General features: G+C 71.3%; 26 protein-coding genes. 16 read left to right on the top strand and 10 right to left on the bottom strand.

The features are described 5' to 3' along the window. Nucleotides 1-83: 83 nt before the first annotated feature. From ABZ016_RS02395 to ABZ016_RS02355, 9 genes are all read left to right on the top strand, one after another. Nucleotides 84-1,043 (top strand): 5-dehydro-4-deoxyglucarate dehydratase, encoded by a 960-nt coding sequence (locus tag ABZ016_RS02395; RefSeq protein WP_356914657.1) that lies wholly within the window; start codon nt 84-86, stop codon nt 1,041-1,043. After that, nucleotides 1,040-2,329: a glucarate dehydratase family protein gene (locus ABZ016_RS02390; protein WP_356914656.1), complete on the top strand. Its 1,290-nt coding sequence runs from the start codon at nt 1,040-1,042 to the stop codon at nt 2,327-2,329. Before ABZ016_RS02395 ends, ABZ016_RS02390 begins: the two co-directional genes overlap by 4 nt. Nucleotides 2,330-2,481: 152 nt before the next feature. Continuing rightward, nucleotides 2,482-3,615, top strand: coding sequence for a PfkB family carbohydrate kinase (locus ABZ016_RS02385; protein ID WP_356914655.1), 1,134 nt, complete (start codon nt 2,482-2,484; stop codon nt 3,613-3,615). A 140-nt stretch (nt 3,616-3,755) separates the two neighbouring features. After that, complete coding sequence (locus ABZ016_RS02380; RefSeq protein ID WP_356914654.1) at nt 3,756-4,823, top strand: PhoH family protein; 1,068 nt, start codon at nt 3,756-3,758, stop codon at nt 4,821-4,823. 14 nt (nt 4,824-4,837) lie between these two features. Further along, nucleotides 4,838-5,335 (top strand): rRNA maturation RNase YbeY, encoded by a 498-nt coding sequence (gene ybeY, locus ABZ016_RS02375; protein ID WP_356914653.1) that lies wholly within the window; start codon nt 4,838-4,840, stop codon nt 5,333-5,335. 8 nt (nt 5,336-5,343) lie between these two features. Beyond that, nucleotides 5,344-6,648 (top strand): hemolysin family protein, encoded by a 1,305-nt coding sequence (locus ABZ016_RS02370; protein ID WP_356914652.1) that lies wholly within the window; start codon nt 5,344-5,346, stop codon nt 6,646-6,648. Continuing rightward, nucleotides 6,645-7,004 carry an MmcQ/YjbR family DNA-binding protein gene (locus tag ABZ016_RS02365; protein ID WP_356914651.1) on the top strand — a complete coding sequence of 120 codons (360 nt, stop codon included), beginning with the start codon at nt 6,645-6,647 and terminating at the stop codon, nt 7,002-7,004. Before ABZ016_RS02370 ends, ABZ016_RS02365 begins: the two co-directional genes overlap by 4 nt. A 20-nt stretch (nt 7,005-7,024) precedes the next feature. Continuing rightward, nucleotides 7,025-7,378 (top strand): cytidine deaminase, encoded by a 354-nt coding sequence (locus ABZ016_RS02360; protein WP_356914650.1) that lies wholly within the window; start codon nt 7,025-7,027, stop codon nt 7,376-7,378. A gap of 173 nt (nt 7,379-7,551) precedes the next feature. Beyond that, a complete protein-coding gene (locus ABZ016_RS02355) occupies nt 7,552-8,028 on the top strand; it encodes a hypothetical protein (RefSeq protein WP_356914649.1) in 477 nt (158 codons plus the stop codon). Nucleotides 8,029-8,053: 25 nt separating this feature from the next. Here the strand turns inward: ABZ016_RS02355 and ABZ016_RS02350 are convergent, their stop codons facing one another. After that, on the bottom strand, nt 8,054-8,392 hold the full coding sequence (locus tag ABZ016_RS02350; RefSeq protein WP_356914648.1) for a P-II family nitrogen regulator: 339 nt from the start codon (nt 8,390-8,392) through the stop codon (nt 8,054-8,056). After that, complete coding sequence (locus tag ABZ016_RS02345) at nt 8,389-9,699, bottom strand: ammonium transporter (RefSeq protein WP_356914647.1); 1,311 nt, start codon at nt 9,697-9,699, stop codon at nt 8,389-8,391. The genes ABZ016_RS02350 and ABZ016_RS02345 overlap by 4 nt, the downstream gene beginning before the upstream one ends. Nucleotides 9,700-9,871: 172 nt before the next feature. On the opposite strand from ABZ016_RS02345, the gene era reads away from it, so the two are divergent. Next, entirely contained in the window at nt 9,872-10,834 is a 963-nt protein-coding gene (gene era / locus ABZ016_RS02340; RefSeq protein WP_356914646.1) for a GTPase Era, read from the top strand. A gap of 11 nt (nt 10,835-10,845) precedes the next feature. On the opposite strand, the gene ABZ016_RS02335 is transcribed toward era, so the two are convergent. Continuing rightward, on the bottom strand, nt 10,846-11,292 hold the full coding sequence (locus ABZ016_RS02335; RefSeq protein WP_356914645.1) for an ATP-binding protein: 447 nt from the start codon (nt 11,290-11,292) through the stop codon (nt 10,846-10,848). Between the two features lie 249 nt (nt 11,293-11,541). Between ABZ016_RS02335 and ABZ016_RS02330 the strand changes: the two genes are divergently transcribed. The 3 genes from ABZ016_RS02330 to ABZ016_RS02320 are packed head-to-tail and all read left to right on the top strand — an operon-like array spanning nt 11,542 to nt 13,527. Beyond that, entirely contained in the window at nt 11,542-12,414 is an 873-nt protein-coding gene (locus ABZ016_RS02330; RefSeq protein WP_356914644.1) for a helix-turn-helix transcriptional regulator, read from the top strand. Next, nucleotides 12,411-12,662 carry a DUF397 domain-containing protein gene (locus tag ABZ016_RS02325; protein ID WP_356914643.1) on the top strand — a complete coding sequence of 84 codons (252 nt, stop codon included), beginning with the start codon at nt 12,411-12,413 and terminating at the stop codon, nt 12,660-12,662. The genes ABZ016_RS02330 and ABZ016_RS02325 overlap by 4 nt, the downstream gene beginning before the upstream one ends. A gap of 52 nt (nt 12,663-12,714) precedes the next feature. Next, on the top strand, nt 12,715-13,527 hold the full coding sequence (locus ABZ016_RS02320; RefSeq protein WP_356914642.1) for an SAM-dependent methyltransferase: 813 nt from the start codon (nt 12,715-12,717) through the stop codon (nt 13,525-13,527). On the opposite strand, the gene ABZ016_RS02315 is transcribed toward ABZ016_RS02320, so the two are convergent. From ABZ016_RS02315 to ABZ016_RS02305, 3 genes are read right to left on the bottom strand one after another with little or no spacing between them, the layout of a single operon-like run. Then, a complete protein-coding gene (locus ABZ016_RS02315) occupies nt 13,517-14,839 on the bottom strand; it encodes a GH1 family beta-glucosidase (RefSeq protein ID WP_356914641.1) in 1,323 nt (440 codons plus the stop codon). The genes ABZ016_RS02320 and ABZ016_RS02315 overlap by 11 nt on opposite strands. Nucleotides 14,840-14,897: 58 nt before the next feature. Beyond that, nucleotides 14,898-15,164 carry a protealysin inhibitor emfourin gene (locus ABZ016_RS02310; RefSeq protein ID WP_356914640.1) on the bottom strand — a complete coding sequence of 89 codons (267 nt, stop codon included), beginning with the start codon at nt 15,162-15,164 and terminating at the stop codon, nt 14,898-14,900. Between the two features lie 20 nt (nt 15,165-15,184). Continuing rightward, nucleotides 15,185-16,246: a M4 family metallopeptidase gene (locus ABZ016_RS02305; protein ID WP_356914639.1), complete on the bottom strand. Its 1,062-nt coding sequence runs from the start codon at nt 16,244-16,246 to the stop codon at nt 15,185-15,187. 322 nt (nt 16,247-16,568) lie between these two features. Between ABZ016_RS02305 and leuA the strand changes: the two genes are divergently transcribed. From leuA to ABZ016_RS02290, 3 genes are all read left to right on the top strand, one after another. Next, nucleotides 16,569-18,290 (top strand): 2-isopropylmalate synthase, encoded by a 1,722-nt coding sequence (gene leuA / locus ABZ016_RS02300; protein WP_356914638.1) that lies wholly within the window; start codon nt 16,569-16,571, stop codon nt 18,288-18,290. A gap of 186 nt (nt 18,291-18,476) precedes the next feature. Continuing rightward, the gene (locus ABZ016_RS02295; RefSeq protein WP_356914637.1) at nt 18,477-19,175 is read left to right on the top strand and encodes a TerB family tellurite resistance protein; all 699 of its coding nucleotides are present in this window, start codon (nt 18,477-18,479) and stop codon (nt 19,173-19,175) included. Nucleotides 19,176-19,251: 76 nt separating this feature from the next. Then, on the top strand, nt 19,252-20,436 hold the full coding sequence (locus tag ABZ016_RS02290; RefSeq protein WP_356914636.1) for a sialidase family protein: 1,185 nt from the start codon (nt 19,252-19,254) through the stop codon (nt 20,434-20,436). A gap of 52 nt (nt 20,437-20,488) precedes the next feature. Here the strand turns inward: ABZ016_RS02290 and ABZ016_RS02285 are convergent, their stop codons facing one another. The 4 genes from ABZ016_RS02285 to ABZ016_RS02270 are packed head-to-tail and all read right to left on the bottom strand — an operon-like array spanning nt 20,489 to nt 25,366. Continuing rightward, complete coding sequence (locus tag ABZ016_RS02285) at nt 20,489-21,421, bottom strand: dihydrodipicolinate synthase family protein (RefSeq protein ID WP_356914635.1); 933 nt, start codon at nt 21,419-21,421, stop codon at nt 20,489-20,491. Beyond that, nucleotides 21,418-22,437, bottom strand: coding sequence for an ABC transporter ATP-binding protein (locus ABZ016_RS02280; RefSeq protein WP_356914634.1), 1,020 nt, complete (start codon nt 22,435-22,437; stop codon nt 21,418-21,420). Before ABZ016_RS02280 ends, ABZ016_RS02285 begins: the two co-directional genes overlap by 4 nt. Beyond that, nucleotides 22,434-24,407, bottom strand: coding sequence for a dipeptide/oligopeptide/nickel ABC transporter permease/ATP-binding protein (locus ABZ016_RS02275; protein ID WP_356914633.1), 1,974 nt, complete (start codon nt 24,405-24,407; stop codon nt 22,434-22,436). Before ABZ016_RS02275 ends, ABZ016_RS02280 begins: the two co-directional genes overlap by 4 nt. Beyond that, nucleotides 24,404-25,366, bottom strand: a complete 963-nt coding sequence (locus ABZ016_RS02270; protein WP_356914632.1) for an ABC transporter permease — start codon at nt 25,364-25,366, stop codon at nt 24,404-24,406. The genes ABZ016_RS02275 and ABZ016_RS02270 overlap by 4 nt, the downstream gene beginning before the upstream one ends.

Here is a 25,366-nt window from a genome sequence, read left to right as displayed (position 1 = left end):
CCGCCGCGAACGGTTGACGTTCGCGTATCCAACCATCATTCTCATACGTAGATGGCGTCTACATGAGGAGATGAGCTCGGGAGATGACCGAGGAGACGACCTTGAGCGCCGGCCCGGGTGCGGTAGCGCGCCGGCTGCGGGAGGGCATGGCCGGCGGCGTGCTGTCGTTCCCGCTGACCAGCTTCCGCGACGACGGCACCCTCGACCCGGAAGGCTTCCGCGCCTACGTGGCCGAGCGGCTCGCCGCCTCGCCCGGCGCCGTGTTCCCCGCCTGCGGCACCGGCGAGTTCTTCTCGCTCGACGAGGACGAGTACCGGCAGGTCGTCACCATCGCCGTCGAGGAGGCCGCGGGCCGCGTACCGGTCGTGGCCGGGATCGGGTACGGCTGGGCGCAGGCCGCCCGGTTCGCGCGCATCGCCGAGGACGCCGGTGCCGACGCCCTCCTCGTGCTGCCCCACTACCTCGTCGCCGCCCCGCAGGACGGCCTCGTCGCCCAGCTGGAACAGATCGCCGCCCGCACCCCGCTGCCCCTGATCGCCTACCAGCGCGGCCAGGTCGCCTTCACCGCCGCCTCGCTCCGGCGCATCGCCGCCGTGCCGAACGTCATCGGCCTCAAGGACGGCCACAGCGATCTCGACCGGCTCCAGCGCCTCACGCTCGCCGCGCCCGAGGACTTCCTGTTCTTCAACGGCGCCGCCACCGCCGAGATCCAGGCCCGCGCCTACGCCACCGTCGGCGTCCCCGCCTACTCCTCCGCCGTGCACGCCTTCGCCCCCGAGATCGCCGACGCCTTCTTCGCCGCCCTGCGCGACGACGACCACGGCACCGTCGACACACTCCTGCGTGGCTTCTACGTCCCGCTCGTCGAACTGCGCGACCGCGTCCCCGGGTACGCCGTGTCGCTGGTGAAGGCCGCGGCCCGGCTGCGCGGCCACCGGGTCGGGCCGGTACGCGCCCCGCTCACCGCCCCCTCGCCCGCCGACCTGGCCGCCCTCACCGCCCTCCTCACCACCGGACTCGACCTCGTAGGAGCAGCCCTGTGAACCTCACCATCACCGACGTCCGGCTGACGCCGATCCTGGTCGCCGACCCGCCGCTGCTGAACACCCAGGGCGTGCACCAGCCGTACACGCCCCGGCTGATCGTCGAGGTCGTCACCGCGGACGGGGTCACGGGAGTGGGGGAGACCTACGGCGACACCAAGTACCTGGAGCTGGCCCGGCCCTTCGCCGAGCGGCTGAAGGGACGGCAGGTCAGCGACCTGGGCGGGCTGTTCGGAATCGCGGACCAGGTCGCGGTGGACGCCTCCCGGGTCGAGAACGCCGTCGACGTCGGCGGGCTGCGCGGGGTCCAGACCGCCGACAAGCTGCGGCTGTCCGTCGTCTCCGGCTTCGAGGTCGCCTGCCTCGACGCCCTCGGCAAGGCCCTCGGGCTGCCCGTGCACGCGCTGCTCGGCGGCAAGGTGCGCGACGCCGTCGAGTACAGCGCGTACCTGTTCTACAAGTGGGCCGACCACCCGGAGGGCGTCGCCTGCGAGAAGGACGACTGGGGGGCCGCCGTCGACCCGGCCGGGGTGGTGGAACAGGCCCGGCGGTTCACCGAGCGGTACGGCTTCACCTCCTTCAAGCTCAAGGGCGGTGTCTTCCCGCCCGAGGAGGAGATCGCCGCGATCAAGGCACTGGCCGAGGCCTTCCCGGGGCATCCGCTGCGGCTGGACCCCAACGGCGCCTGGTCGGTGGAGGCATCGCTCGAGGTGGCGCAGGAGCTCGGGGACGTCCTGGAGTACCTGGAGGACCCGACCCTCGGCACCCCCGGCATGGCCGAGGTCGCCGAGCGGACCGGGGTGCCGCTGGCGACCAACATGTGCGTGACGACCTTCGCGGAGATCAAGGAGGCGTTCACCAGGAACGCCGTCCAGGTCGTCCTCTCCGACCACCACTACTGGGGCGGGCTGCGCAACACCCAGCAGCTCGCCGCCGTCTGCCGCACCTTCGGCGTCGGTGTGTCGATGCACTCCAACACCCACCTGGGCATCTCGCTCGCCGCGATGACCCACGTGGCGGCCACCGTCCCCAACCTGCACCACGCCTGCGACTCCCACTACCCCTGGCAGTCGGAGGACGTGCTCACCGAGCGGCTCACCTTCGAGGGCGGCAAGGTGACCGTGTCCGACGCGCCCGGGCTCGGTGTGGAGCTCGACCGCGACCGGCTGGCCGAGCTGCACCAGCGGTGGCTGGACGACGACGGCGCGCTGCGCGACCGCGACGACGCGGCGGCGATGCGGGTCGCCGACCCCGAGTGGGTGACGCCCTCGATGCCGCGCTGGTAACCCCGGGGTACCGGGTCGTGCAGGGGCCGCGCAGGGGGCGCGCGAGGCCCCTGCGCGAGCTGCCGCGACGCGTGGGGCCGGGGTGATCGGCGTCACGTTGTCGGCGGTGTGGTGCAGACTGGGCTGATCCGCACCACGTCAGGGAGCGCATCGTGATCGCGTCCACCGCCCCGGCCGGAAAGGGCCCGAGAAAGGGACCGCACCGCCAGCCCCAGGTCGATCCCCTCGCCCCGCTGCGAGCCCCGGACGACCCGCCCTGGGACGTCTACCTCACCGGCACCGTCTTCCTCGACATCATCTTCACCGGGCTCGACTCCGCCCCGGTGCGCGGGACCGAGTCCTGGGCCCGCGGGATGGGGTCGAGCCCCGGCGGCGTCGCCAACATGGCCACCGCGCTGGCCCGCCTCGGCCTGCGCACGTCCCTCGCGGCGGCCTTCGGCGACGACCACTACGGCGACTACTGCTGGGACGCCCTGCAGCACGGCGAGGGCATCGACCTCTCGCCGTCGCGCACGGTGCCCGGCTGGCACTCCCCGGTGACCGTCTCCATGGCGTACGAGGGGGAGCGCACGATGGTCTCGCACGGCCACGAGCCGCCCCCGGAGGAACCGGCCCCCGAGTGCCCGCCCCGCGCCCGGGCCGCCGTCGCCTCCCTCGCGCCCGGCGTGAGCGCGCCCTGGATCGCCCAGGCCGCGAGCAAGGGCACCCGGGTCTTCGGCGACGTCGGCTGGGACGACACCGGGGCGTGGGACCTGGCGGGGCTGCCCGACCTGCGGCACTGCGAGGCGTTCCTGCCGAACGCGGAGGAGGCCATGCGGTACACGGGGGCGGACTGCCCGCGGGCCGCCGCGCACGCGCTGACCGAGTACGTACCGACCGCCGTCGTGACCCTCGGGGCGGACGGAGCGTACGCGGTGGACCGGCGCACGGGGGAGACGGCCGAGGTGCCGGCCATCGCGGTCGAGGCGCTCGACCCGACGGGAGCGGGGGACGTGTTCGTCGCCGGGTTCGTGGCCGGGACGCTGGCGGACTGGCCGCTGGCGGACCGGCTGGCTTTCGCCGGGCTGACGGCGGCGCTGTCGGTGCAGGAGTTCGGGGGGTCGTTGTCGGCGCCCGGGTGGTCGGAGATCGCGGCGTGGTGGCGGAGGGTGCAGTCGGTGGAGGGGCAGTCGCAGGCGGCGTTGCGGAGGTACGGGTTCCTCGCCGGGCTCGTGCCGGAGGAGTTGGTGAGGCCCTGGCCGTTGCGGCGTGCCGTACCGACCATCGGGTTCCGGCGCTCGGCGTGACGTCCTGGCCTCGGATTCCTGCCCCGCCCCCCAAAACCCCTACGGCGTTGTCAGTCCCCCGTCGTACCCTGGGAATCGCGAGGCCGCCCTCAGCTACGCGGCCGTGAAGAGGAGGATCCGCAGGCCTTAAGCGCCGGCCCATGACTCAATCATCGACAGCTCACACCCCCGCGCAGGAGCAGGCGAGAGCGCAGTTCACCGTCCCCGCCCAGCACCCCATGGTGACCGTACTGGGATCCGGCGACTCCCTCCTGCGCGTGATCGAGAAGGCCTTCCCGGCGGCCGACATCCACGTCCGGGGCAACGAGATCAGCGCGGTCGGCGACCCGAAGGACGTCGCCCTCATTTCGCGCGTGTTCGACGAGATGATGCTGGTGCTCCGCACCGGGCAGCCGATGACGGAGGACGCAGTGGAACGCTCGATCGCCATGCTGAAGGCGAGCGACAACGGCGAGAGCGACGGCCAGGAGACCCCGGCCCAGGTGCTCACGCAGAACATCCTGTCCTCGCGCGGCCGCACGATCCGCCCCAAGACGCTCAACCAGAAGCGCTACGTGGACGCGATCGACAAGCACACGGTCGTCTTCGGCATCGGCCCCGCCGGCACCGGCAAGACGTACCTGGCGATGGCCAAGGCGGTGCAGGCCCTGCAGTCCAAGCAGGTCAACCGCATCATCCTGACCCGCCCGGCGGTCGAGGCCGGAGAGCGGCTCGGATTCCTCCCGGGCACGCTCTACGAGAAGATCGACCCCTACCTGCGCCCGCTGTACGACGCGCTGCACGACATGCTCGACCCGGACTCCATCCCGCGGCTGATGGCGGCGGGCACCATCGAGGTCGCGCCGCTCGCCTACATGCGCGGCCGCACCCTCAACGACGCCTTCATCATCCTGGACGAGGCCCAGAACACGAGCCCCGAGCAGATGAAGATGTTCCTCACCCGCCTCGGCTTCGACTCGAAGATCGTGATCACGGGTGACGTGACCCAGGTCGACCTGCCCGACGGGCAGAAGTCGGGTCTGCGGCAGGTGCAGGACATCCTGGACGGCGTCGAGGACGTCCACTTCTCCCGGCTCTCGTCCCACGACGTGGTCCGGCACAAGCTGGTGGGCCGTATCGTCGACGCGTACGAGAAGTACGACACCACGCACGGCACCCAGAACGGCGGGAACAAGAGCCGCGGCAAGTCCGTGCACAAGGGGAAGTAGACAAGCACAACACCATGTCGATCGACGTCAACAACGAGTCCGGCACCGAGGTCGACGAGCAGGCGATCCTCGACATCGCCCGCTACGCACTCGCGCGGATGCGCATCCACCCGCTCTCCGAGCTCTCGGTGATCGTCGTGGACGCCGACGCCATGGAGCAGCTCCACATCCAGTGGATGGACCTGCCGGGCCCGACGGATGTCATGTCCTTCCCGATGGACGAGTTGCGTCCGCCGTCCAAGGACGACGACGAGCCGCCGCAGGGGCTGCTCGGGGACATCGTGCTGTGCCCCGAGGTCGCCACCAAGCAGGGGGCGGAGGCGGAGACGCAGCACTCCATGGACGAGGAGCTCCAGTTGCTCACCGTCCACGGCGTGCTGCACCTGCTGGGCTACGACCACGAGGAGCCGGACGAGAAGGCCGAGATGTTCGGCCTCCAGGCGGCCATTGTGGACGGCTGGCGCGCGGAGCGGGGCCTGACCGGTCCCTCCCCGGCACCGACGGTCTCGTAGCGCCGCCGATGAGTCCGCAACTCGCCCTGGGCGCTGTCGCCCTGGTCGTCGTGGCCTGGCTCGCCGCCTGTGCGGAGGCGGGCCTCGCGCGCGTCTCCAGCTTCCGCGCCGAGGAGGCCGTGCGCTCCGGCCGCCGCGGCAGCGCCAAGCTCTCCCAGGTCGCCGCCGACCCGACCCGCTACCTCAACGTGGCCCTGCTGGCCCGTGTCGCCTGCGAGATGGCCGCCGCCGCGCTGATCACCTACGGCTGCCTGAAGGCGTTCGACGGCACCACCGAGGCGCTGCTGGTCGCCATCGCGGTCATGGTCCTGGTGTCGTACGTCGCCGTCGGGGTCTCGCCGCGCACCATCGGCCGGCAGCACCCGCTGAACACGGCGACGGTCTCGGCGTACGTCCTGGTGCCGCTGGCCCGGGTCATGGGCCCGATCCCGTCGCTGCTGATCCTCATCGGCAACGCGCTCACCCCTGGCAAGGGCTTCCGGCGCGGCCCGTTCGCCTCCGAGGCGGAGCTGCGGGCGCTGGTCGACCTCGCCGAGAAGGAGTCCCTCATCGAGGACGAGGAGCGCCGCATGGTGCACTCCGTCTTCGAACTGGGCGACACCCTCGTCCGGGAGGTCATGGTCCCGCGCACGGACCTCGTGGTCATCGAGCGCTTCAAGACCATCCGCCAGGCCCTCACCCTCGCCCTGCGCTCCGGCTTCTCCCGTATCCCGGTGACCGGCGAGAGCGAGGACGACATCGTCGGGATCGTGTATCTGAAGGACCTGGTCCGCAAGACGCACATCAGCCGCGACGCCGAGTCCGAGCAGGTGTCCACGGCCATGCGCCCGGCGTTCTTCGTGCCCGACACCAAGAACGCCGGGGACCTGCTGCGCGAGATGCAGAAGGAACGCAACCACGTCGCCGTCGCCGTCGACGAGTACGGCGGCACCGCCGGCATCGTCACCATCGAGGACATCCTCGAGGAGATCGTCGGCGAGATCACCGACGAGTACGACCGCGAACTGCCGCCCGTGGAGGACCTCGGCAAGGACCGCTACCGGGTCACGGCCCGCCTCGACATCGGCGACCTGGGCGAGCTGTACGGCCTGGAGGAGTTCGACGACGAGGACGTGGAGACGGTCGGCGGGCTGCTGGCGAAGGCGCTGGGCCGCGTGCCCATCGCGGGTGCCTCGTCGGTCGTCGCCCTTCCCGACGGCCGGGAACTGCGGCTGACCGCGGAGGCCGCGGCGGGCCGCCGCAACAAGATCGTGACGGTGCTCGCGGAGCCGGTGCCCCCGGCGGACCCCGCGGAGGAGGAGAAACCGGAGTGACCCCCCAGGAACTGCGCGCGTTCTGCCTGTCCTTCAACGCGGCGGTGGAGGACTTCCCCTTCAGCCCGGAGATCTCGGTCTTCAAGGTCCAGGGCAAGCTCTTCGCGCTGTCGCACCTCGACGAGCGGCCCCTGAAGGTCAACCTCAAGTGCGACCCGGACGACGCGATCCGGCTGCGCCGCGAGCACGAGGGGCTCGTCGTCCCGGGCTGGCACATGAACAAGCGTCACTGGAACACCGTCACGGCCGACGGCGACCTCCCGGACCAGCTGGTCCGGGAGCTCATCGAGGACTCCTACGACCTCGTCGTCGCCGGCCTGCCGCGAGCGGACCGCCTCCGCCTCGACCGTCCGTGACCCTTCCGTATGCTCGGATCATGACCGACAGCAGCGCGCTCGACCCCGAGGACCGCAAGATCGTCACCCTGGCCCGTTCCGCCCGGGCCCGCAACGGCGTGCCCGAGGGGGCGGCCGTACGGGACGAGACCGGACGTACCTATGTCGCGGCGACCGTGGCCCTCGACTCCCTGAAGCTCAGTGCCCTGCGGACCGCGGTGGCGATGGCGGTGGCCTCGGGCGCGCAGTCCCTGGAGGCGGCGGCGGTCGTGACCGAGGCCGAGACCGCGTCCGCGGAGGACCGGGCGGCGGTACGGGATCTCGGTGGCGCGGAGACGCCGGTGCTGGTGGCGGGGCCCGACGGAACGGTCCGGACCACGGTCCCCGCTGGCTGAACTTCGCTGTAACCGGCGGTAATTAGGCCAGATTTCAACCTTGCCGCCACCTGCCCCACGCGCATCAATGGAATCGTCAATTCCGACGGACCGTCAGGTTCGGCTCTCGCGCAGCGTGCCCGCACTCACCTGCCGAGCGGTCCCCCCCACCACGAAAAGGGAGCCGGAATCCCATGAGACGCAAGCGAATCGGAGCAGGTGCGGCACTGACGGCCGGGGCCCTCGCGGTCACCGGGCTCGCCTTCGCACCGGCAGCCCTCGCCGTCACCCCCCAGACGGCGACGATCAGCGCGGACTGCGGTGCCTTCGGCAGCGGCGAGGCCACGCTCACGGCCACCCAGGACGGCACCGCCGCCACCGTCACCGTCAAGTCCTCCGCCATCACCGCGCCGATCGCGCTCGGCGAGGACTCGATCACATCCACCCTCACCCTGGTGAGGTCCGGCGGCGGCACCGTCGACTTCACCGGCACGGAGAACCCGGCGATAGCCGCCGGTGCCCCCGTCGAGGTCGGTCCCCTCAGCGGCACCGTGGCCTCCGGCGACAACCTGGAGGCCTTCGGTGGCTCGCTGAGGATGACCGTCTTCGGCATCACGATCACCTGCACGGCGACCGGGCCGCAGTCGCCGGGCCCCTTCGTGTTCGACTGAGATCCGAAACGAGGCGGCCCCGGCGTCAGAGCGCGTCGGGGCCGCGCTCGCCCGTCCGTACCCGGACGACGGTGTCCACGGGCAGCGCCCACACCTTCCCGTCGCCGATCTTGCCGGTCTGCGCGGCCTTCACGACCGCTTCGATGACGGCCTCGGCGTCCGCGTCCTCGACGACGACCTCGATACGGACCTTCGGCACCAGGTCGATCTGGTACTCGGCTCCGCGGTACACCTCGGTGTGGCCGCGCTGCCGGCCGTAGCCGCTGGCCTCGCTCACGGTCAGGCCCTGGATGCCGAGTTCCTGCAAGGCGTTCTTGACCTCGTCGAGGCGGTACGGCTTGACGATCGCGGTGATGAGCTTCATGCCTGGGGGGTGACCTTCTGGGCGGGGGAGACGACGGAGGAGGAGACCGGGGCGCCGTGGCCCAGGACCCCGTGATCGTAGGCGGTCTCGGCGTGCACCGTAAGGTCCAGGCCGGTCTGCTCCTGCTCCTCGCTCGCGCGGAAGCCCATCGTGGCGTCGATCAGCCGGCCGATGCCGTACGTCACGGCGAACGCGTACACCGCCACCACGACCACGGCCAGCAGCTGCTTGCCGAGCTGAGCGAGTCCGCCGCCGTAGAGGAGGCCCTCGGCACCGCCGGTCATCGAGTCGACGGCGAAGACGCCGATGAGGAGCGTGCCGATGACACCGCCGACCAGGTGGACGCCGACGACGTCGAGGGAGTCGTCGTAGTTCAGCTTGAACTTCCAGCTCACGGCGTACGAGCAGACCGTGCCGGCGGCGAGGCCGACGACCAGGGCGCCGAGCAGGGAGACGGACCCGCAGGACGGGGTGATCGCGACCAGACCGGCGACCGCGCCGGACGCGGCGCCCAGGGTCGTGGGATGGCCGTCGCGCTTCTGCTCCACGAAGAGCCAGCCGAGCAGGCCGGTGCAGCCCGCGGCGAGGGTGTTGAGGAACGCGGCGGCCGCGAGGCCGTTGGCACCGAGCGCGGAGCCCGCGTTGAAGCCGAACCAGCCGAACCAGAGCAGACCGGCGCCCAGCACCACCATGGGCAGGTTGTGCGGACGCATGGCGTCCTTCTTGAAACCGAGCCGCGGGCCCAGGACCAGGCACAACGCCAGTCCGGAGGCACCGGAGACGATCTCGACGGGCAGCCCGCCGGCGAAGTCCAGGGCGCCGAGCTTCTCCAGGATCCAGCCACCCGGGCCCCACACCCAGTGCGCGACCGGAACGTATACGAGCAGCGCCCACACCGGCACGAAGACCAGCCACGCCCCGAACTTCGCCCGGTCGGCGACGGCGCCGCTGACCAGGGCGGCCGTGATGATCGCGAAGGTGAGCTGGAAGGTGGCGAAGAGGAGGGTGGGGACGGTGCCCTGGACGCTGTCCGGGCCGAGACCGCTCATGCCGACGTGCTCGAGCCCGCCGATGAGTCCCCCGCCGGCGTCCTCGCCGAAGGTGAGCGAGTAGCCGGCGGCCAGCCACACCACCGTCACCAGGGCGATCGACACGAAGCTCATCATCAGCATGTTGAGGACGCTCTTCGTGCGGACCATGCCGCCGTAGAACAGGGCCAGGCCCGGGGTCATCAGCAGGACGAGGGCGGTGGCGGCGAGCAGCCAGGCGGTGTCGCCGGTGTCGGCGCTTGCGGCGGCCAGGGGCACGGTGTCTCCAACGGGGTGGGGCTCCGGGGGCTCGTCAGAGGTTCACCGCCCCGCGTTTCCGGCGGTGCACGGCTGTGTTTCCACGGTGTTTCGTTGCGTGAGGGTTTCGGAAAGCTCACCGGGACGGGGGTGCGCGGGCCGCGGTGCGGAGGGGTCTCGTGGATCAGGGAGAATGGGCGGCATGAGCGTGCGTACCCAGTCATCCGAAGAGTCGGGCGAGACCGTCCACCGTGCCGGCTTCGCCTGCTTCGTCGGCCGCCCCAACGCGGGCAAGTCGACCCTGACGAACGCTCTGGTCGGCCAGAAGGTGGCGATCACGGCGAACCAGCCGCAGACGACGCGGCACACCGTGCGGGGCATCGTGCACCGCCCGGACGCCCAGCTGATCCTGGTCGACACCCCGGGACTGCACAAGCCGCGCACACTGCTCGGCGAGCGGCTCAACGACGTCGTGCGCACCACGTGGGCCGAGGTCGACGTGATCGGCTTCTGCCTGCCGGCGAACGAGAAGCTCGGCCCCGGCGACCGCTTCATCGCGAAGGAGCTGGCGTCCATCAAGAAGACGCCGAAGATCGCGATCGTCACCAAGACAGACCTGGTGGACGGCAAGGCGCTCGCCGAGCAGCTCATCGCGATCGACCAGCTCGGCAAGGAGCTGGGCTTCGAGTGGGCGGAGATCATCCCGGTGTCGGCGGTCGGCGACAAGCAGGTGGACCTGCTGGCCGACCTGATCGTCCCCCTCCTGCCGGAGGGCCCGGCGCTCTACCCCGAGGGCGACCTGACCGACGAGCCCGAGCAGGTCATGATCGCGGAGCTGATCCGGGAGGCCGCGCTGGAGGGCGTCCGCGACGAGCTGCCGCACTCCATCGCCGTGGTCGTGGAGGAGATGCTCCCCCGCGAGGACCGCCCCGCCGACAAGCCCCTCCTCGACATCCACGCCTTCGTGTACATCGAGCGCCCCAGCCAGAAGGGCATCATCATCGGCCCCAAGGGCAGGCGCCTGAAGGAGGTCGGCATCAAGTCCCGCAAACAGATCGAGGCCCTCCTCGGCACGCCTGTGTTCCTGGACCTGCACGTGAAGGTCGCGAAGGACTGGCAGCGGGATCCGAAGCAGTTGCGGCGGCTGGGGTTCTGAGCCTCCGGGTGTTATAACGCCGTCGCCAGGCTCGCCCAGACCGCGTTGCCGCCGGTGAGGGGTGAGCGGGTGATGCCCCAGCAGTCGGCTATCTCGCGGACGAGCAGGAGCCCGCGGCCGTTCTCGTCGTCGGGGCCGGGGCGGCGGTCGGGGATGCCGCGGCCCGAGAGGTCGCCGTCGTGCACCTCCAGCCGGAAGCGGTGCTCCGTCAGCCGCTGGACACCACAGAGGATCCGCTCGCTGAGGGTGTGCAGGACGGCGTTGGTCACCAGCTCGGACACCAGCAGGACGGCGTTCGCGCACGCCTCGTCGGGCACCTGCCACGAGGTCAGCCGTGCCTGCGTGGCGTGCCGGGCGACCCTGACGCTGGTCCGGTGGGGCGGAAGTTCCAGCCAGTGCGTGCGGCCCGGGCGCACCGCGTCCAGGAAACGGGGAGTGGAAGTCGTGTGGGGGGACACGGCGGTCGCCTTCCGTGGGGGGTGGGCGAGTCGAGGAAGGTGGGGGAGCGGGCAACGGACCGGCCGGAAAGTGGGGTTCGGGCTTCCGGGGCCCCGTTCACACAAGTAACTATGCTCGCAGTGCAGTTCACGCTGCAACCATCTCCCTGATAATTTCAACCGGAACGTTTCGTCCCGCTCGCCACGCCTGGCGGAACGATCAAGTCCTTGTCAGGCTTGCGCCCGTGACGACCCCTCAGGAGGTAGGGCGTGAACGACGCGAGACCGGGCACCGGCGCCGGCGCACCCACCGTTCTCCGCATGATCCTCGGCCGTCGGCTCCAGGAGGCCCGGCAGACCGCGGGCCTGTCCCTCGACGACGCGGCCAAGGCCCTGCGCGTGACACCGCTGACCATCCGCCGTCTGGAGAAGGCCGAGGTCGGCCTGAAGATCCTCTACGTGGAGAAGCTGCTCCAGACCTACGGGGCGGGCCGGCAGGAGATCGAGGAGTTCGTCACCCTGGCCGAGCGGGCCAACGAGCCCGGCTGGTGGCACCCGTACCGCGATGTGATGCCCTCCTGGTTCACCGCCTACGTGAGCCTGGAGACCGGTGCCAGGACGGTGCGCACCTACGAGCCGCAGTACGTCACGGGCCTGCTCCAGACACCCCGGTACGCGCGTGCCGTGCTGGGCGGGGGCTTCCCGAACGACGACGAGGAGGACCTCCAGCGGCGCGTGGAGCTGCGGCTGCGCCGCCAGAGCCTGCTCACCAAGCAGGACGCGCCCACCCTGTGGGTGGTGATGGAGGAGGCCGTGCTGCACCGGGTGGTGGGCGGCCCCGAGGTGATGCGGGAGCAGATCGACCGGCTCCTGGAGGCGTCCGAACTGGAGCACGTCAGCGTCGACATCGTTCCGTTCTCCGCCGGTGCCCACGTCGGGGCGTGCGCGCCCTTCACGTACTTCCGGTTCGAGGAGCGGGAGCTGCCCGACATCGTCTACAGCGAGCTCCTCTCCGCCTCCGTCTACCTCGACCAGCGCGCCGACGTCGTCGCCCATCTGGAGGCGCACAACCGGCTCTCGCTGAAGACCTCGTCCGCGGACAGCAAGGCGCTGTTGAACCGCATGCGGAAGGAGTACTCATGACCATCGCCGAGGGCACCGTCTACAACGGGATGCCCGCGTCGGACCTGGGGGAACAGGGCTGGGAACGGCCCTGGAGCGGTCCCAACGGGGGGCAGTGCGTGGAGGCCAAACAACTCGCCGACGGCCGTGTGGCGGTCCGGCAGTCCACGGATCCGGCCGGTCCCGCGCTGATCTACACGCCCGAGGAGATCACCGCGTTCGTCGCGGGGGTCAAGAAGGGCCTCGCCGATCACCTGACGGCGCGCTGACACCACTGAGCCTTACGCGCACCACCCTCCCCCCACACTCGAGAGGCACAGCATGACCCACTCGCAGGCCGCGCGGGACATCGACACCAGCAGGCCGCACTCCGCCCGCATGTACGACTACTACCTCGGCGGCAAGGACCACTTCGAGATCGACAAGCAGGCCGCCGAGCGGGTCGCCGAGGCCTACCCCGCCATTTTCGTCTGCGCACGCGAGAACCGGGCCTTCATGCACCGGGCCACCCGGGCCCTCGCCCGTGAGCACGGCATCCGCCAGTGGCTCGACATAGGCACCGGCATCCCCACCGAGCCCAACCTGCACCAGGTGGCCCAGTCGGTCGTCTCCGACGCCCGCGTGGTCTACGCCGACAACGACCCCCTGGTCCTCAAGTACGCCGAGCGCCTGATGCGCAGCTCGCCCGAGGGCCGCACGACGTACATCGAGGCGGACGTCAACGACCCCCAGACCCTCCTGAACGCCCCCGAGCTGGCCGAGGTCCTGGACCTGAACCGCCCGGTCGCGCTGTCCCTGAACGCCCTGATGCACTTCGTCACCGACGCCCAGGACCCGTACGGCATCGTGCGCCGTCTGCTGGACGTCCTGCCCTCGGGCAGCGCCCTGGCGCTGAGCCACTGCACGCCCGACTTCGACCCGGCCACGTGGCAGAAGGTCACCGACATCTACACCTCGGCCGGCACCCCGGTGCGGTTCCGCTCCCGGGAGGACGTCGCCCGCTTCTTCGACGGCCTGGACCTGCTCGACCCGGGCGTCACCGTGGGCCACCGCTGGCGGCCCGACGCCACCGAGGGCGAGGCCCCGACGGACGCCGAGGTCAGCCTGTGGACCGGGGTGGGCATCAAGCCGTAGGCCGCTGCGCCCTCAGCAGCTCCCGGTACCAGCGGTACGAGGCCTTGGGGGTCCGCTCCAGGGTCTCGAAGTCGACGTGGACCAGGCCGAAGCGGCGTGCGTAGCCCTCCGCCCACTCGAAGTTGTCGAGCAGGGACCAGACGAAGTAGCCGCGCACGTCGACTCCCGCCTCGATCGCCCGGTGCAGGGCCCGGACGTGGCCGTCCAGGTAGGCGATGCGGTCCTGGTCGTCGACCCCGGGGTACGAGCAGCCGTTCTCGGTGATGACGACGGGCGGCAGGCGGTCGCCGTAGCGGTCGCGGAAGCCGGTGAGGAGTTCGGTGAGGCCCTCGGGGACGACCGGCCAGCCGAAGTCCGTGACCGGACGGCCCTCGATCTCGCGGACCGAGAAGGGGAGTTCGGCGGGCATGGTGACGCCGCCGAACTCGATCTCCGTGCCCTGCGGGGCGCCCACCCGGGTCGGGGCGTAGTAGTTGACGCCGTACCAGTCGACCGGCTCGGAGATCACCTTCAGGTCGGCCTCGACGTCCCCGGGCATCAGCTCCCCGATGCCGTCCGGGTACCGGCCCAGCAGCAGCGGGTCCGCGAAGAGGCGGTTCAGCAGGAGGTCGTAGAAGCCGGCCGCCTCCACGTCCGCCGCCTCGGTCGTCGCCGCCCAGGTCGGTCCGTGCGAGTTGGCGATGCCGATGTCACCGGCGCCGCAGGCGCGCAGGGCCCGCACGGCCAGGCCGTGGGCGAGCAACTGGTGGTGGGCGACCGGGAGCGCGTCGAACAGCAGCCGCTTGCCGGGTGCGTGCACCCCCAGGGCGTGGCCGAGCAGGGTGTGCTCGGCGGGCTCGTTCAGGGTGATCCACTTCGTCACCCGGTCACCGAGGCGGCCGGCGACCAGCGACACGTACTCGGCGAAGTGTTCCGCCGTGTCCCTCTCCAGCCAGTCCAGGTCGGTGGGCAGGTCCCAGTGGAAGAGGGTCGGCACCGGGCGGACGCCCGCCGCGCACAGGTCGTCCACCAGCCGGTCGTAGAAGTCCAGGCCCTTCTCGGAGCGCACCCGGGGCCACGAGACCGAGAAGCGGTACGCGGTCACGCCCAGGTCGGCGAGGAGGGCCACGTCCTCGCGGTGACGGTGGTAGTGGTCGCAGGCCACCGCCGCCGTCGAACCGTCCTTCACCCGTCCCGGTCCGGCCGTGAAGGCGTCCCACACGGACGGCTCGCGTTCGTCCGCCGCGCCCTCGATCTGATGAGCCGAGGTCGACACGCCCCAGAGGAAGCCGGCCGGGAAGCGGGGGATCGGATTGCCTGCGTCAGTCGCCATGCGCTGGATCATCCGTACCGGCGGTAACAGAAGTCAACGGCCAGGCGCGCAGGACCTGTTACGCGCCCTCCTTCAGTACCTGCGAGATCAGTTTCCGCTGCTCGTCCGTCAGCCGGGGGTCCGCGCAGTACACGGTCTTCCCGTCCACCGTGAGCTGGTAGCCGAACCCGTCCGGAACCCCGACCGGCGGCGTGCTCCGGGCGTCGGCCACGGCCTTCTCGGCCAGGGCGTGCCACTCGGCGGCATCGAGGCGGCCCGAGGTGTCCACCTCGGCGTACCGCTCGATGCCCGCGAACCCGCCCGTGCGCCTCACCGAAATCCGCATGGCACCTGTCTAGTACGGAACTACAGCGTCCGCACCCCGACCTGCTCCCACGCCTTGGAGACGGCGTCCAGCTCCTCCCCGTCGCCGTACCGCTCCCGCGCGGCCTTGACGGTGAGCGTGGCGAAGTCGGTGAACATCGCCTGCTCCCTCAGCTCGCCGCCGGTCAGCACGTCGTACCAGACCTGTCCCGCCCGCTCCCAGGCGTGACCGCCGAGGGCCGTGGCCGCGAGGTAGAAGGCGTGGTTCGGGATGCCCGAGTTGATGTGGACACCGCCGTTGTCGCGGCCGGTGCGGACGTAGTCGTCCATCGACGCGGGCTGCGGGTCCTTGCCGAGGACGTCGTCGTCGTACGCCGTGCCCGGCTCCTTCATGGAGCGCAGCGCCACGCCCGTCACCCGTGGGGCGAGCAGGCCCGCGCCGATCAGCCAGTCGGCCTCGGCGGCGGTCTGACCGAGGGTGTACTGCTTGATGAGCGAGCCGAAGACGTCCGACACCGACTCGTTCAGCGCACCCGGCTGGCCGAAGTAGGTGAGGTTGGCCGTGTACTGCGTGACGCCGTGGACGAGTTCGTGGCCGATGACGTCGATCGGGATGGTGAAGTCGAGGAAGATCTCCCCGTCCCCGTCGCCGAAGACCATCTGCTCGCCGTTCCAGAAGGCGTTGTTGTAGTCCCGGTCGTAGTGGACCGTCGCGTCCAGCGGCAGTCCGTTCCCGTCGATCGAGTCGCGCTGGTACGCCGTGAGCAGCAGCTCGAAGGTGGCGCCGAGGCCGGCGTAGGCGCGGTTGACGGTGGCGTCCCTGCCGGGGTCCTCGCCCTCCCCGCGGACCTTGCGGCCGGGCAGGTCGGTGCCGTGCCGGGCGTCGTAGACCGTGCGCTGCGGCTTGCCGTCGGCGACCGCGGCGACGGCGCTCGCGCCGATGACCGTGGTGAGGCGGCGCTGGGTGCGCTCGTAGGCGTCGCGCTGCAGGGTGCGGCGGGCCGGACCGGCCAGCGCGGGGTCCTCGGCCTGGGCCAGCTTGTCGAGGACGTGGGGCGGAACGATGGTGCAGAAGACGGGCTCGAAGCCCCCGTGAGTCGTCATGTCCGGCACCATTGCACTGTGTGATGAGCCTGTCACTAGTCGCCACCATGATTGGTGAAATACCGGGACAACGGCCTTCACTCTCCGTGGCGAAGTGGTATGGCGCACTTTTTGTCCCGTTTGGGCGACCGGTCCCGCATACTGATACGGACCTCCGCACTTCGGAGAGCCTCGGCTAGCATGCTGCGCATCATGCGTTTCGGGCTGCTTCTCCTTAGCTGCCGCGGCGAGGGCCTGTAGTCGAGGCCGACTCCCTCCCCGCGGAGCTTGGTGCTGCGTCGTCGGCCGTCCTTCCGGACACCCTCTGAGGAGCCCCCGCATCATGGCGAACCGCCAGCAGCCCAGTTCCATGCCGATCCACAAGTACGGCCGCTACGAGCAGGTCGACATCCCGGACCGCACCTGGCCGGACAACCGGATCACCACCGCCCCCCGCTGGCTCTCCACCGACCTGCGTGACGGCAACCAGGCTCTGATCGACCCCATGTCGCCCGCCCGCAAGCGCGCCATGTTCGACCTGCTGGTCAAGATGGGCTACAAGGAGATCGAGGTCGGCTTCCCGGCCTCCGGCCAGACCGACTTCGACTTCGTGCGCTCCATCATCGAGGAGCCGGGCGCCATCCCCGACGACGTCACCATCTCCGTGCTGACCCAGGCCCGCGAGGACCTGATCGAGCGGACCGTGGAGTCCCTGAAGGGCGCCAAGCGCGCGACCGTCCACCTCTACAACGCCACGGCCCCCGTCTTCCGCCGGGTCGTCTTCCGCGGCTCCAAGGACGACATCAAGCAGATCGCCGTCGACGGCACCCGCCTGGTCATGGAGTACGCGGAGAAGCTGCTGGGCCCCGAGACGGAGTTCGGCTACCAGTACAGCCCCGAGATCTTCACCGACACCGAGCTGGACTTCGCCCTGGAGGTCTGCGAGGCGGTCATGGACGTCTACCAGCCGGGCCCGGGCCGCGAGATCATCCTCAACCTGCCCGCCACCGTCGAGCGTTCGACGCCCTCCACGCACGCCGACCGCTTCGAGTGGATGAGCCGCAACCTCTCGCGCCGCGAGCACGTCTGCGTCTCCGTCCACCCGCACAACGACCGCGGCACCGCCGTCGCCGCCGCCGAGCTGGCCCTGATGGCCGGCGCCGACCGTGTCGAGGGCTGCCTGTTCGGGCAGGGCGAGCGCACCGGCAACGTCGACCTGGTCACCCTGGGCATGAACCTCTTCTCCCAGGGCGTCGACCCGCAGATCGACTTCTCCGACATCGACGAGATCCGTCGTACGTGGGAGTACTGCAACCAGATGGAGGTCCACCCGCGCCACCCGTACGTGGGCGACCTGGTCTACACGTCCTTCTCCGGCTCCCACCAGGACGCCATCAAGAAGGGCTTCGACGCCATGGAGGCCGACGCCGCCGCCAAGGGCGTCACGGTCGACGACATCGAGTGGGCCGTCCCCTACCTGCCGATCGACCCCAAGGACGTCGGCCGCTCCTACGAGGCGGTCATCCGGGTCAACTCGCAGTCCGGCAAGGGCGGCATCGCCTACGTCCTGAAGAACGACCACAGCCTGGACCTGCCGCGCCGTATGCAGGTCGAGTTCTCCAAGGTCATCCAGGCGAAGACGGACGCCGAGGGCGGCGAGGTCACGCCGAAGGACATCTGGGCGGTCTTCCAGGACGAGTACCTGCCCAACCCGCAGAACCCGTGGGGCCGGATCCAGGTCAAGAACAACCAGTCGACGACCGACACCGACGGCGTGGACACGCTGAAGGTGGAGGCCTCGGTCGACGGCCAGGACACCGTCCTCACCGGCTCCGGCAACGGTCCGATCTCGGCCTTCTTCGACGCCCTGCAGTCCGTGGGCATCGACGTACGCCTGCTGGACTACCAGGAGCACACGATGAGCGAGGGCGCGTCCGCGCAGGCCGCCTCCTACATCGAATGCGCGATCGACGGCAAGGTCCTGTGGGGGATCGGAATCGACGCGAACACGACGCGGGCCTCCCTGAAGGCGGTCGTTTCGGCCGTCAACCGCGCCGCGCGCTGACCAGTCCAGAAGGCGGTTTGAGGGCTCCGCCCGCCGATGTCCGGCGGGCGGAGCCCCGTCGCATACCGGCCAATCCGTGTGAGGGTCACGGAAAGGTCTCCTCCGGGGTGCTGACTCCTCCTCATGGATGTGGCTAACATCACGCAAGCGCGGCGACGCTGCCGTGCGGCGTGACGGAGGTGCGACGTGCTGCCAGGACGGGGACGAAACGGCCATGCCGCCAGGGGTTCGCGCATCCTGGGCACCCGTATCGCATGGACGGCCGCCGGTGACGGGGAGTTCTTCTGCCCCGGCTGCGGCGGCGACCGCAACTACCAGCGGCTGACCGGACAGCGCCGCTTCACCCTGCTGGGCCTGCCCGTGCTGCCGCGCGGCGAGACCGGCCCGGTCGTGGAGTGCGCCGCCTGCCGCCGCCACTTCGGCACCGACGTCCTCGACCATCCGACCACCACCCGCTTCTCCGCGATGCTGCGCGACGCCGTGCACACCGTCGCCCTCGCGGTGCTGGCGGCGGGCGGCACCGGTTCGCGTACGGCCCTGGAGACCGCCGTGCTCGCCGTGCGCGCGGCCGGCTTCGACGACTGCACGGAGGAGCAGCTCGCCGCCCTCGTCGTGGCGCTGGAGGCGGACACCGGGCGGATCACCGGAGCGCCCTGCGGCGCGGGACTGGCCATAGAGCTGCACGAGGCGCTGGACCCGCTCGCCCCCCACCTCGCCACCGTGGGCCGCGAATCGATCCTGCTCCAGGGAGCACGGATCGCCCTCGCGGACGGGCCCTACACCCCCGCCGAACGGGACGTCCTCGCCACGGTCGGGGCCGCGCTCACCATCTGCTCCGACGATGTGACGCGGCTGATGGCGGCCGCGGCGCGCACCCCGTCCTGATCCGGCGGCCCCGCGCGGAGCTCCGCAGGCAGCCTCCACCGGAAACCGGCTGGAGCCTGCAGAAGCCAGGAGAAGGATGAGACTCCTCAGCCGCACCCTCCTCGTCACCGCAGTCCTCCTCACCCCGCTCACCGCCGCCACCGCCGCTTCGGCCGCCCCCGGCTGCACGTCCTCCGTCCCGTACGTCGCGGGCGAGGGCGGCTACGACACGTACCGCATCCCCGCCACGGCCGTCACCGGCAAGGGCACCGTCCTCGCCTTCGCCGAAGGGCGGCGCGGGGGCGCCGGTGACACCGGCGACATCGACGTCGTCCTCAGGCGCTCGACGGACGGCGGCTGCACCTGGGGCCCGCTCGTCGTCGTGGCCGCCGGGAACGGCGACACCCGGGGCAACCCGGCCCCCGTCGTCGACCCGCGCACCGGAGCGGTCGTACTGCTCACCTCCTACAACAGCGGGAAAGTCACGGAGGCCCAGATCATGCGCGGTGAGGTCACGCCCGAGCAGGGCCGCCGCGTGTTCGTGCAGCGCAGCCGGGACGACGGCCGGCGCTTCACCGCACCCCGCGAGATCACCCGGCAGGTGAAACTCCCCTCCTGGCGCTGGTACGCCACTGGCCCCGGGCACGCCATCGCCCTCACCCACGGCCCGTACACGGGCCGCCTGGTCGTCCCCGCCAACCACTCGGCGGCCCCGCCGGACGGCTCCCCGGACACCGGCCAGGAGCCCCGGTACTACGGCGCCCACGCCCTCCTCAGCGACGACGGCGGCCGGACCTGGCGGCTCGGCTTCGTCGACGACTCCTACGAGGGCGTGGACAACGCCAACGAGTCGACCGCCGCCCAGCTCCCCGACGGCAGGGTGTACTTCAACGCCCGCGACCAGCACGGCACGAGCCCCGGCAACCGGCTCGACAGCCACTCCGGGGACGGCGGCCGGTCACTCGACCGGCCCTACACCGTCCAGCCCACCCTGAACGACGTCCCCGTCGTCCAGGGAAGCGTCCTGCAACTCCCCGGCCGCCGCGCACCCCTGCTGTTCTCCGGACCGTCCGTCCCCACCGCCCGCCGGGCCATGGCCGTGTGGCGCAGCACGGACGGCGGTGTCACCTTCACCAAGGCACTGACGCTGTCGCAGCAGCCCGCGGCATACTCCGACCTGGTGCCGCTCGGCCGGCGGACGGTGGGGATCCTCTACGAGACGGGAGCGCAGGGCACCTACGAGACCATCGAGTTCCGCCGCCTGCCCGTCGACGAACTTTAGGGGTCCTTTCACTATCCCCGTCCGGGTCGGACGCTCATAGTGAAAGGACCCCTTAGAGCAGCCCGGCCGCCGCCAGGTACTTCCCCACCTGCTCCACCTCGTCCTGCGCCAACGGCACCTGCGGCTCCGCCGTGACCGGGCAGTCGATCACGCCCCGCAGGTGCAGCGCGGCCTTGAAGGCGCCGATCGCCGAGGAACCGGGGCCCATCCGGGCCGGGTCGCCGACGCCCACCAGGCCGAACAGGGCGCACAGCCGCTCCTGTTCGGCCCGGGCCGCCTCCAGGTCCCCGGAGCGGCACAGGTCGTACAGGCGGACGTAGCCGTGCGGGTCGACGTTGCCGAGGCCGGGGACCGCGCCGTCCGCGCCGAGCATGAGGGCCGCGTCGACGACCAGCTCGGAGCCGGTCAGCACGCTGAAGCCGGTGAGGCCCTGACGGTCCCGGGCGCCGCTGAGGACCTTGCGGAACGCCGCCAGGTCGCCGCTGGAGTCCTTCAGCCCGGCGAGGACACCGTCCGCCGCCAGCTCCAGGACGACGTCCGCGGGCAGCTTCGTGTGGACGGCGACCGGGATGTCGTAGGCGATGACCGGGACCGGGCTCGCCGCCGCGACCCCGCGGTAGTGGCGGGCGATCTCCGCCGGGTGGGTGCGGGCGTAGAACGGGGCGGTGACGACGACGCCGTCCGCGCCGGCCGCCGTCACCGACGCGACATGGTCCAGGACCCGGGGCGTCGTCATGTCGATCGCCCCGGCCAGCACCGGGAGCTGTCCGCCGACGTGGGCGGCGACCGACTCGACCACCAGCCGGCGCTGCCCGTCCGTCAGGTACGCCGCCTCCGACGTCGAGCCGAGCACGAACAGGCCGTGCGCCCCGCCGGTCACCAGATGGTCGACCAGCCTGAGCAGCGAGGGGACGTCCACCTCGCGGTCCGGTGTCAGGGGCGTGCAGACGGGCGGGATGACACCGGTCGGCGGGGCGATCGTCATGGAGCCTCCATCGGGGCGCGTCGGCGGGCGAGGTCGCGGGTCGACTCGTCCTCCTGGACAGGATGGTGGCAGCGGAAGCGGTGACCGGGGGACGACGCGGCCGAGAAGTCCGGCATCACCGCCGCGCACGTACCGTCCGCCTTCCAGCAGCGCGTGCGGAACGGGCAGCCGCTCGGCGGGCGCGTCGCCGACGGGACCGGACCGGCCAGCGGGATGGGGTCGATCGGGTCGAGCAGGCCGGGCGTGGCGGAGAACAGGGCGCGGGTGTACGGGTGCCGGGCCCGGTCGGTGACCAGGGCGGCCGGAGACTCCTCCACGATCCGCCCCAGGTACATCGTGATCACACGGTCGCTCATCCGCCGTACGGTCTGGATGTCGTGCGAGACGAACACCAGGGCCAGACCCAGACGTTCCTTCAGATCCAGCAGGAGATTGAGGATCTGCGCGCGGACCGAGACGTCCAGGGCGCTGGTCGGCTCGTCCGCCACGACCAGGTCCGGGTCCAGCGCCAGCGCCCGGGCGATCGCGACGCGCTGGCGCTGCCCGCCCGACAACTGGCCCGGCAGGGCCTCTGCCAGGGCCCGGGGGAGGCCGACCAGGGACATCAGCTCCCGCACCCGGTCGTCGCGTCGGGCCCTCGTGCCCCGGTCGTGCACGTCCAGCGGGTCCCGCAGGATCTGCCGGACGGTCAGGCGGCGGTTCAGGGCCGTCGTCGGGTCCTGGAAGATCATGCCGGTGCTGCCGCCGACGACCCGGCGGCGCTCGGCCGCCGGCATCGCCCACAGCTCGCGGCCCCGGAACGACACCGTCCCCCGCGTCGGCCGCTCCACCCCCACCAGCACCTTCGCCAGCGTCGACTTCCCACAGCCCGACTCACCGACCACACCGACCGTCTCGCCGGGCGCGATGGCCAGGTCGGCGCCGGTCAGGGCGTACACCCGGTCCCGGGTGAACACGCCGCCGCTGCGGGCCTTGTGGACGACGTGCGCGTCGGTGAGCTCCACCAGGGTGGTCATGACACCGCCTCTGTCTCGGTCGTCGTCAGCTCGATGGCCGGGTGGTGGCAGGCCGCCGTGTGCGAAGGCGTACCCGTCAGGTCCGGGGCCGTCGTCCGGCAGACCCCGCTCGCACGCGGGCACCGGTCCGCGAACCGGCAGCCCGCCGGGAAGTCGGCCGGGGCCGGAACGACCCCCTTGATCTGCGTCATCCGCTCCTGCGCCGACTCCAGCGACAGCACGCTGCCGAGCAGCCCGCGCGTGTAGTGGTGGGCCGGGGCCTCCACCAGATCGGCCGTCACCCCCGACTCCACGATCTGCCCGCCGTACATCACCACCACCCGGTCCGTGACGTCCGCGACCAGCGCCAGGTCGTGCGAGACGAGGACCAGCGCGAAGCCCAGCTCCTCGCGCAGCCGCAGCAGCAGCTCCATGACCTGTGCCTGCACGGTGACGTCGAGGGCGGTCGTCGGCTCGTCGGCGACGATCAGCTTCGGGTCGCGGGACAGGGCCATCGAGATCAGGACGCGCTGGCGCTGGCCGCCGGAGAGTTCGTGCGGGTAGCTGCGCAGGGTCCGCTCGGGGTCGAGGCCGACCATCGTCAGCAGCTCGGCGGGAGTGTGCCGCCCGCCGCGCCGGACGACCTGCTTCAGCTGGGCGCGGATCGTCATCGCCGGGTTCAGCGACGACAGGGCGTCCTGGTAGATCATCGCCATCTCGTGGCCGAGCAGCCTGCGGCGGACGCGCATCGGCTCGGTGAGCAGGTCCCGCCGGCCGAAACGGACCTGGCCGCGGACGCGCGCCCCCTTCGGCTGAAGCCCCATGATCGCGAGCGCGGTCAGCGACTTCCCGCAGCCCGACTCGCCGACCAGCCCGAGCACCTCACCGGGACGCACCTCGAAGCTGATGCCGTCCACGATGTCCACGCCGCCGTGCCGCCGCTCGAAACCGACGGCGAGGTTCTCCACCGCGAGCACCGGCTGCCCGTCCCGGGGCAGGTCACGGGCCCGGGCCCGCAGCCGCCGCGCCGCCTCCACGAGACCGGGCAGCTGGACGACCTCCCCGCTGCCGGGCTCCGGTGCCTCGAACCGGTCGTCCTCCGGCGCGTCCACCTCCCGCGCCGACGGGGCCGCCCAGGCGTCGGACACCCCCTCGGACAGGATGTTCAGCGACAGCACCGTGACCAGCATCAGCAGCCCGGGGAAGACGGTCGCCCACCAGCCGCCGGTCAGCACCATGTTCTTGCCGTCCGCGATGACGCTGCCCCAGGACGGGTCGGGCGGCCGTACGCCCGCCCCGATGAAGGACAGTGACGCCTCGAAGACGATCGCCTCGGCGACCTGGACCGTGCAGAACACCAGCACGGGCGCCGCGCAGTTGATCGCCACGTGCTTGAGCACGATGTGCGGGGTCCGCGCGCCGATCACCCGTTCCGCCGTCACGTAGTCCTCGCCGTACTGGTCGAGGACGTTCGCCCGGACCACGCGCGCCACCGGTGGTGTGAACAGGAACGCGATCGCGCAGATCAGCACCGTGATCCCACCGCCGAACACCGCCACCAGCACGGCCGCGAGCGCGATGCCCGGGAACGCCATCACCACGTCCAGACACCGCATCAGCGTCTCGTCGACCGCCTTGCGCGAGGTGGCCGCGACCGCCCCGAGCAGCGCGCCGGCCACCAGGGCGAGGGCGGTGGCGCCGAGCCCGATCGCCAGTGACCAGCGTGCCCCGTACATCAGCCGGCTGAGGATGTCCCGGCCGAGGCTGTCCTGGCCCATCCAGTGCTCGGCGGACGGATGTCCGGTGCCGTCGACGGGTGCCTGCTGGTCGAGCGGGTCGTGCGGGGCGAGGAGCGGCGCCAGGAGCGCCACCAGCACGACGACCGCCAGGAAGCAGACGGAGACCTTCGACAGCAACGGCAGCCGGCGCCAGCCGCGCAGCCGGAGGCCGGGCCGGGACAGCGCCGTGGTGAGACTCTCGCGGGTCATCATGCGGTCGCATCCCTCAGTCGCGGGTTGACCAGCAGGTAGAGGACGTCGATGACGAGGTTCACGACGACGAAGCCGGCCGCCGTGGTCAGGACGACGCCCTGGACGACGGCCGGATCGCCGTTCTTCACGGCGTCGATCATCAGCTTGCCCATACCGGGCAGCGAGAAGATCGTCTCGATGACGACCGCGCCGCCGAGGAGGTAGCCGACGCGCAGGCCGAGCACGGTGAGCGGATTGATCAGGGCGTTGCGCAGGACGTTCCGCCCCACCACCACCCGGGGCGGCAGCCCGCTCCCGATCGCCGTCCGCACATAGTCCTTGTCCAGTTCCTCCACCACGGCCGTCCGCACGATCCGGGCCAGCTGCGCCGCCACCGGGAGGGAGAGGGCGAGGGCGGGGAGCGTCATCGTCTTCAGCCAGCCGGTGAAGGAGTCGGCCGGGTTGATGTAGCCACCGGTCGGGAACCAGCCGAGGTCGACCGCCAGGTACTGGATCATGAGCAGCGCCAGCCAGAAGCCGGGCGCCGCGACGCCGGTCAGCGACACGACCCGGATGATCTGGTCGGGCAGCCGGTCCCGGTAGATCGCGGCGGTCACCCCGCCGGCGAGGGACAGCACCACCGCGATGCCCAGGCCCAGGAAGGTCAGCTGGAGGGTGAGCGGCAGCGCGGTCGTGACCTGGTCGAGCACCGGCGCCCGGGTCAGCGCGCTGGTGCCCATGTCGCCGTGCAGCAGGTCGGCGAGGAAGTCGGCGTAGCGCACCGGCAGCGGGTCGAGCAGGCCGTGTTCCTCGCGGAAGTCGTGCAGTTGCTGCGGTGTGGGGTTGGCGCCCTGGAAGAACGCCGACGCCGGGTCGACGTCCGAGAACCGCATCACCAGGAACACGAACAGCACGATGCCGAGCAGCAGCGGCACGAGCAGCGCGACGCGGCGGAGCAGGATCCGCAGGACGGCCGTCAT

Source organism: Streptomyces sp. NPDC006372 (assembly GCF_040612515.1).
Lineage (GTDB): Bacteria > Actinomycetota > Actinomycetes > Streptomycetales > Streptomycetaceae > Streptomyces.
The sequence above is the reverse complement of the archived record's forward strand: the minus strand, read 5'-3'. Positions and strand labels throughout refer to the sequence as shown.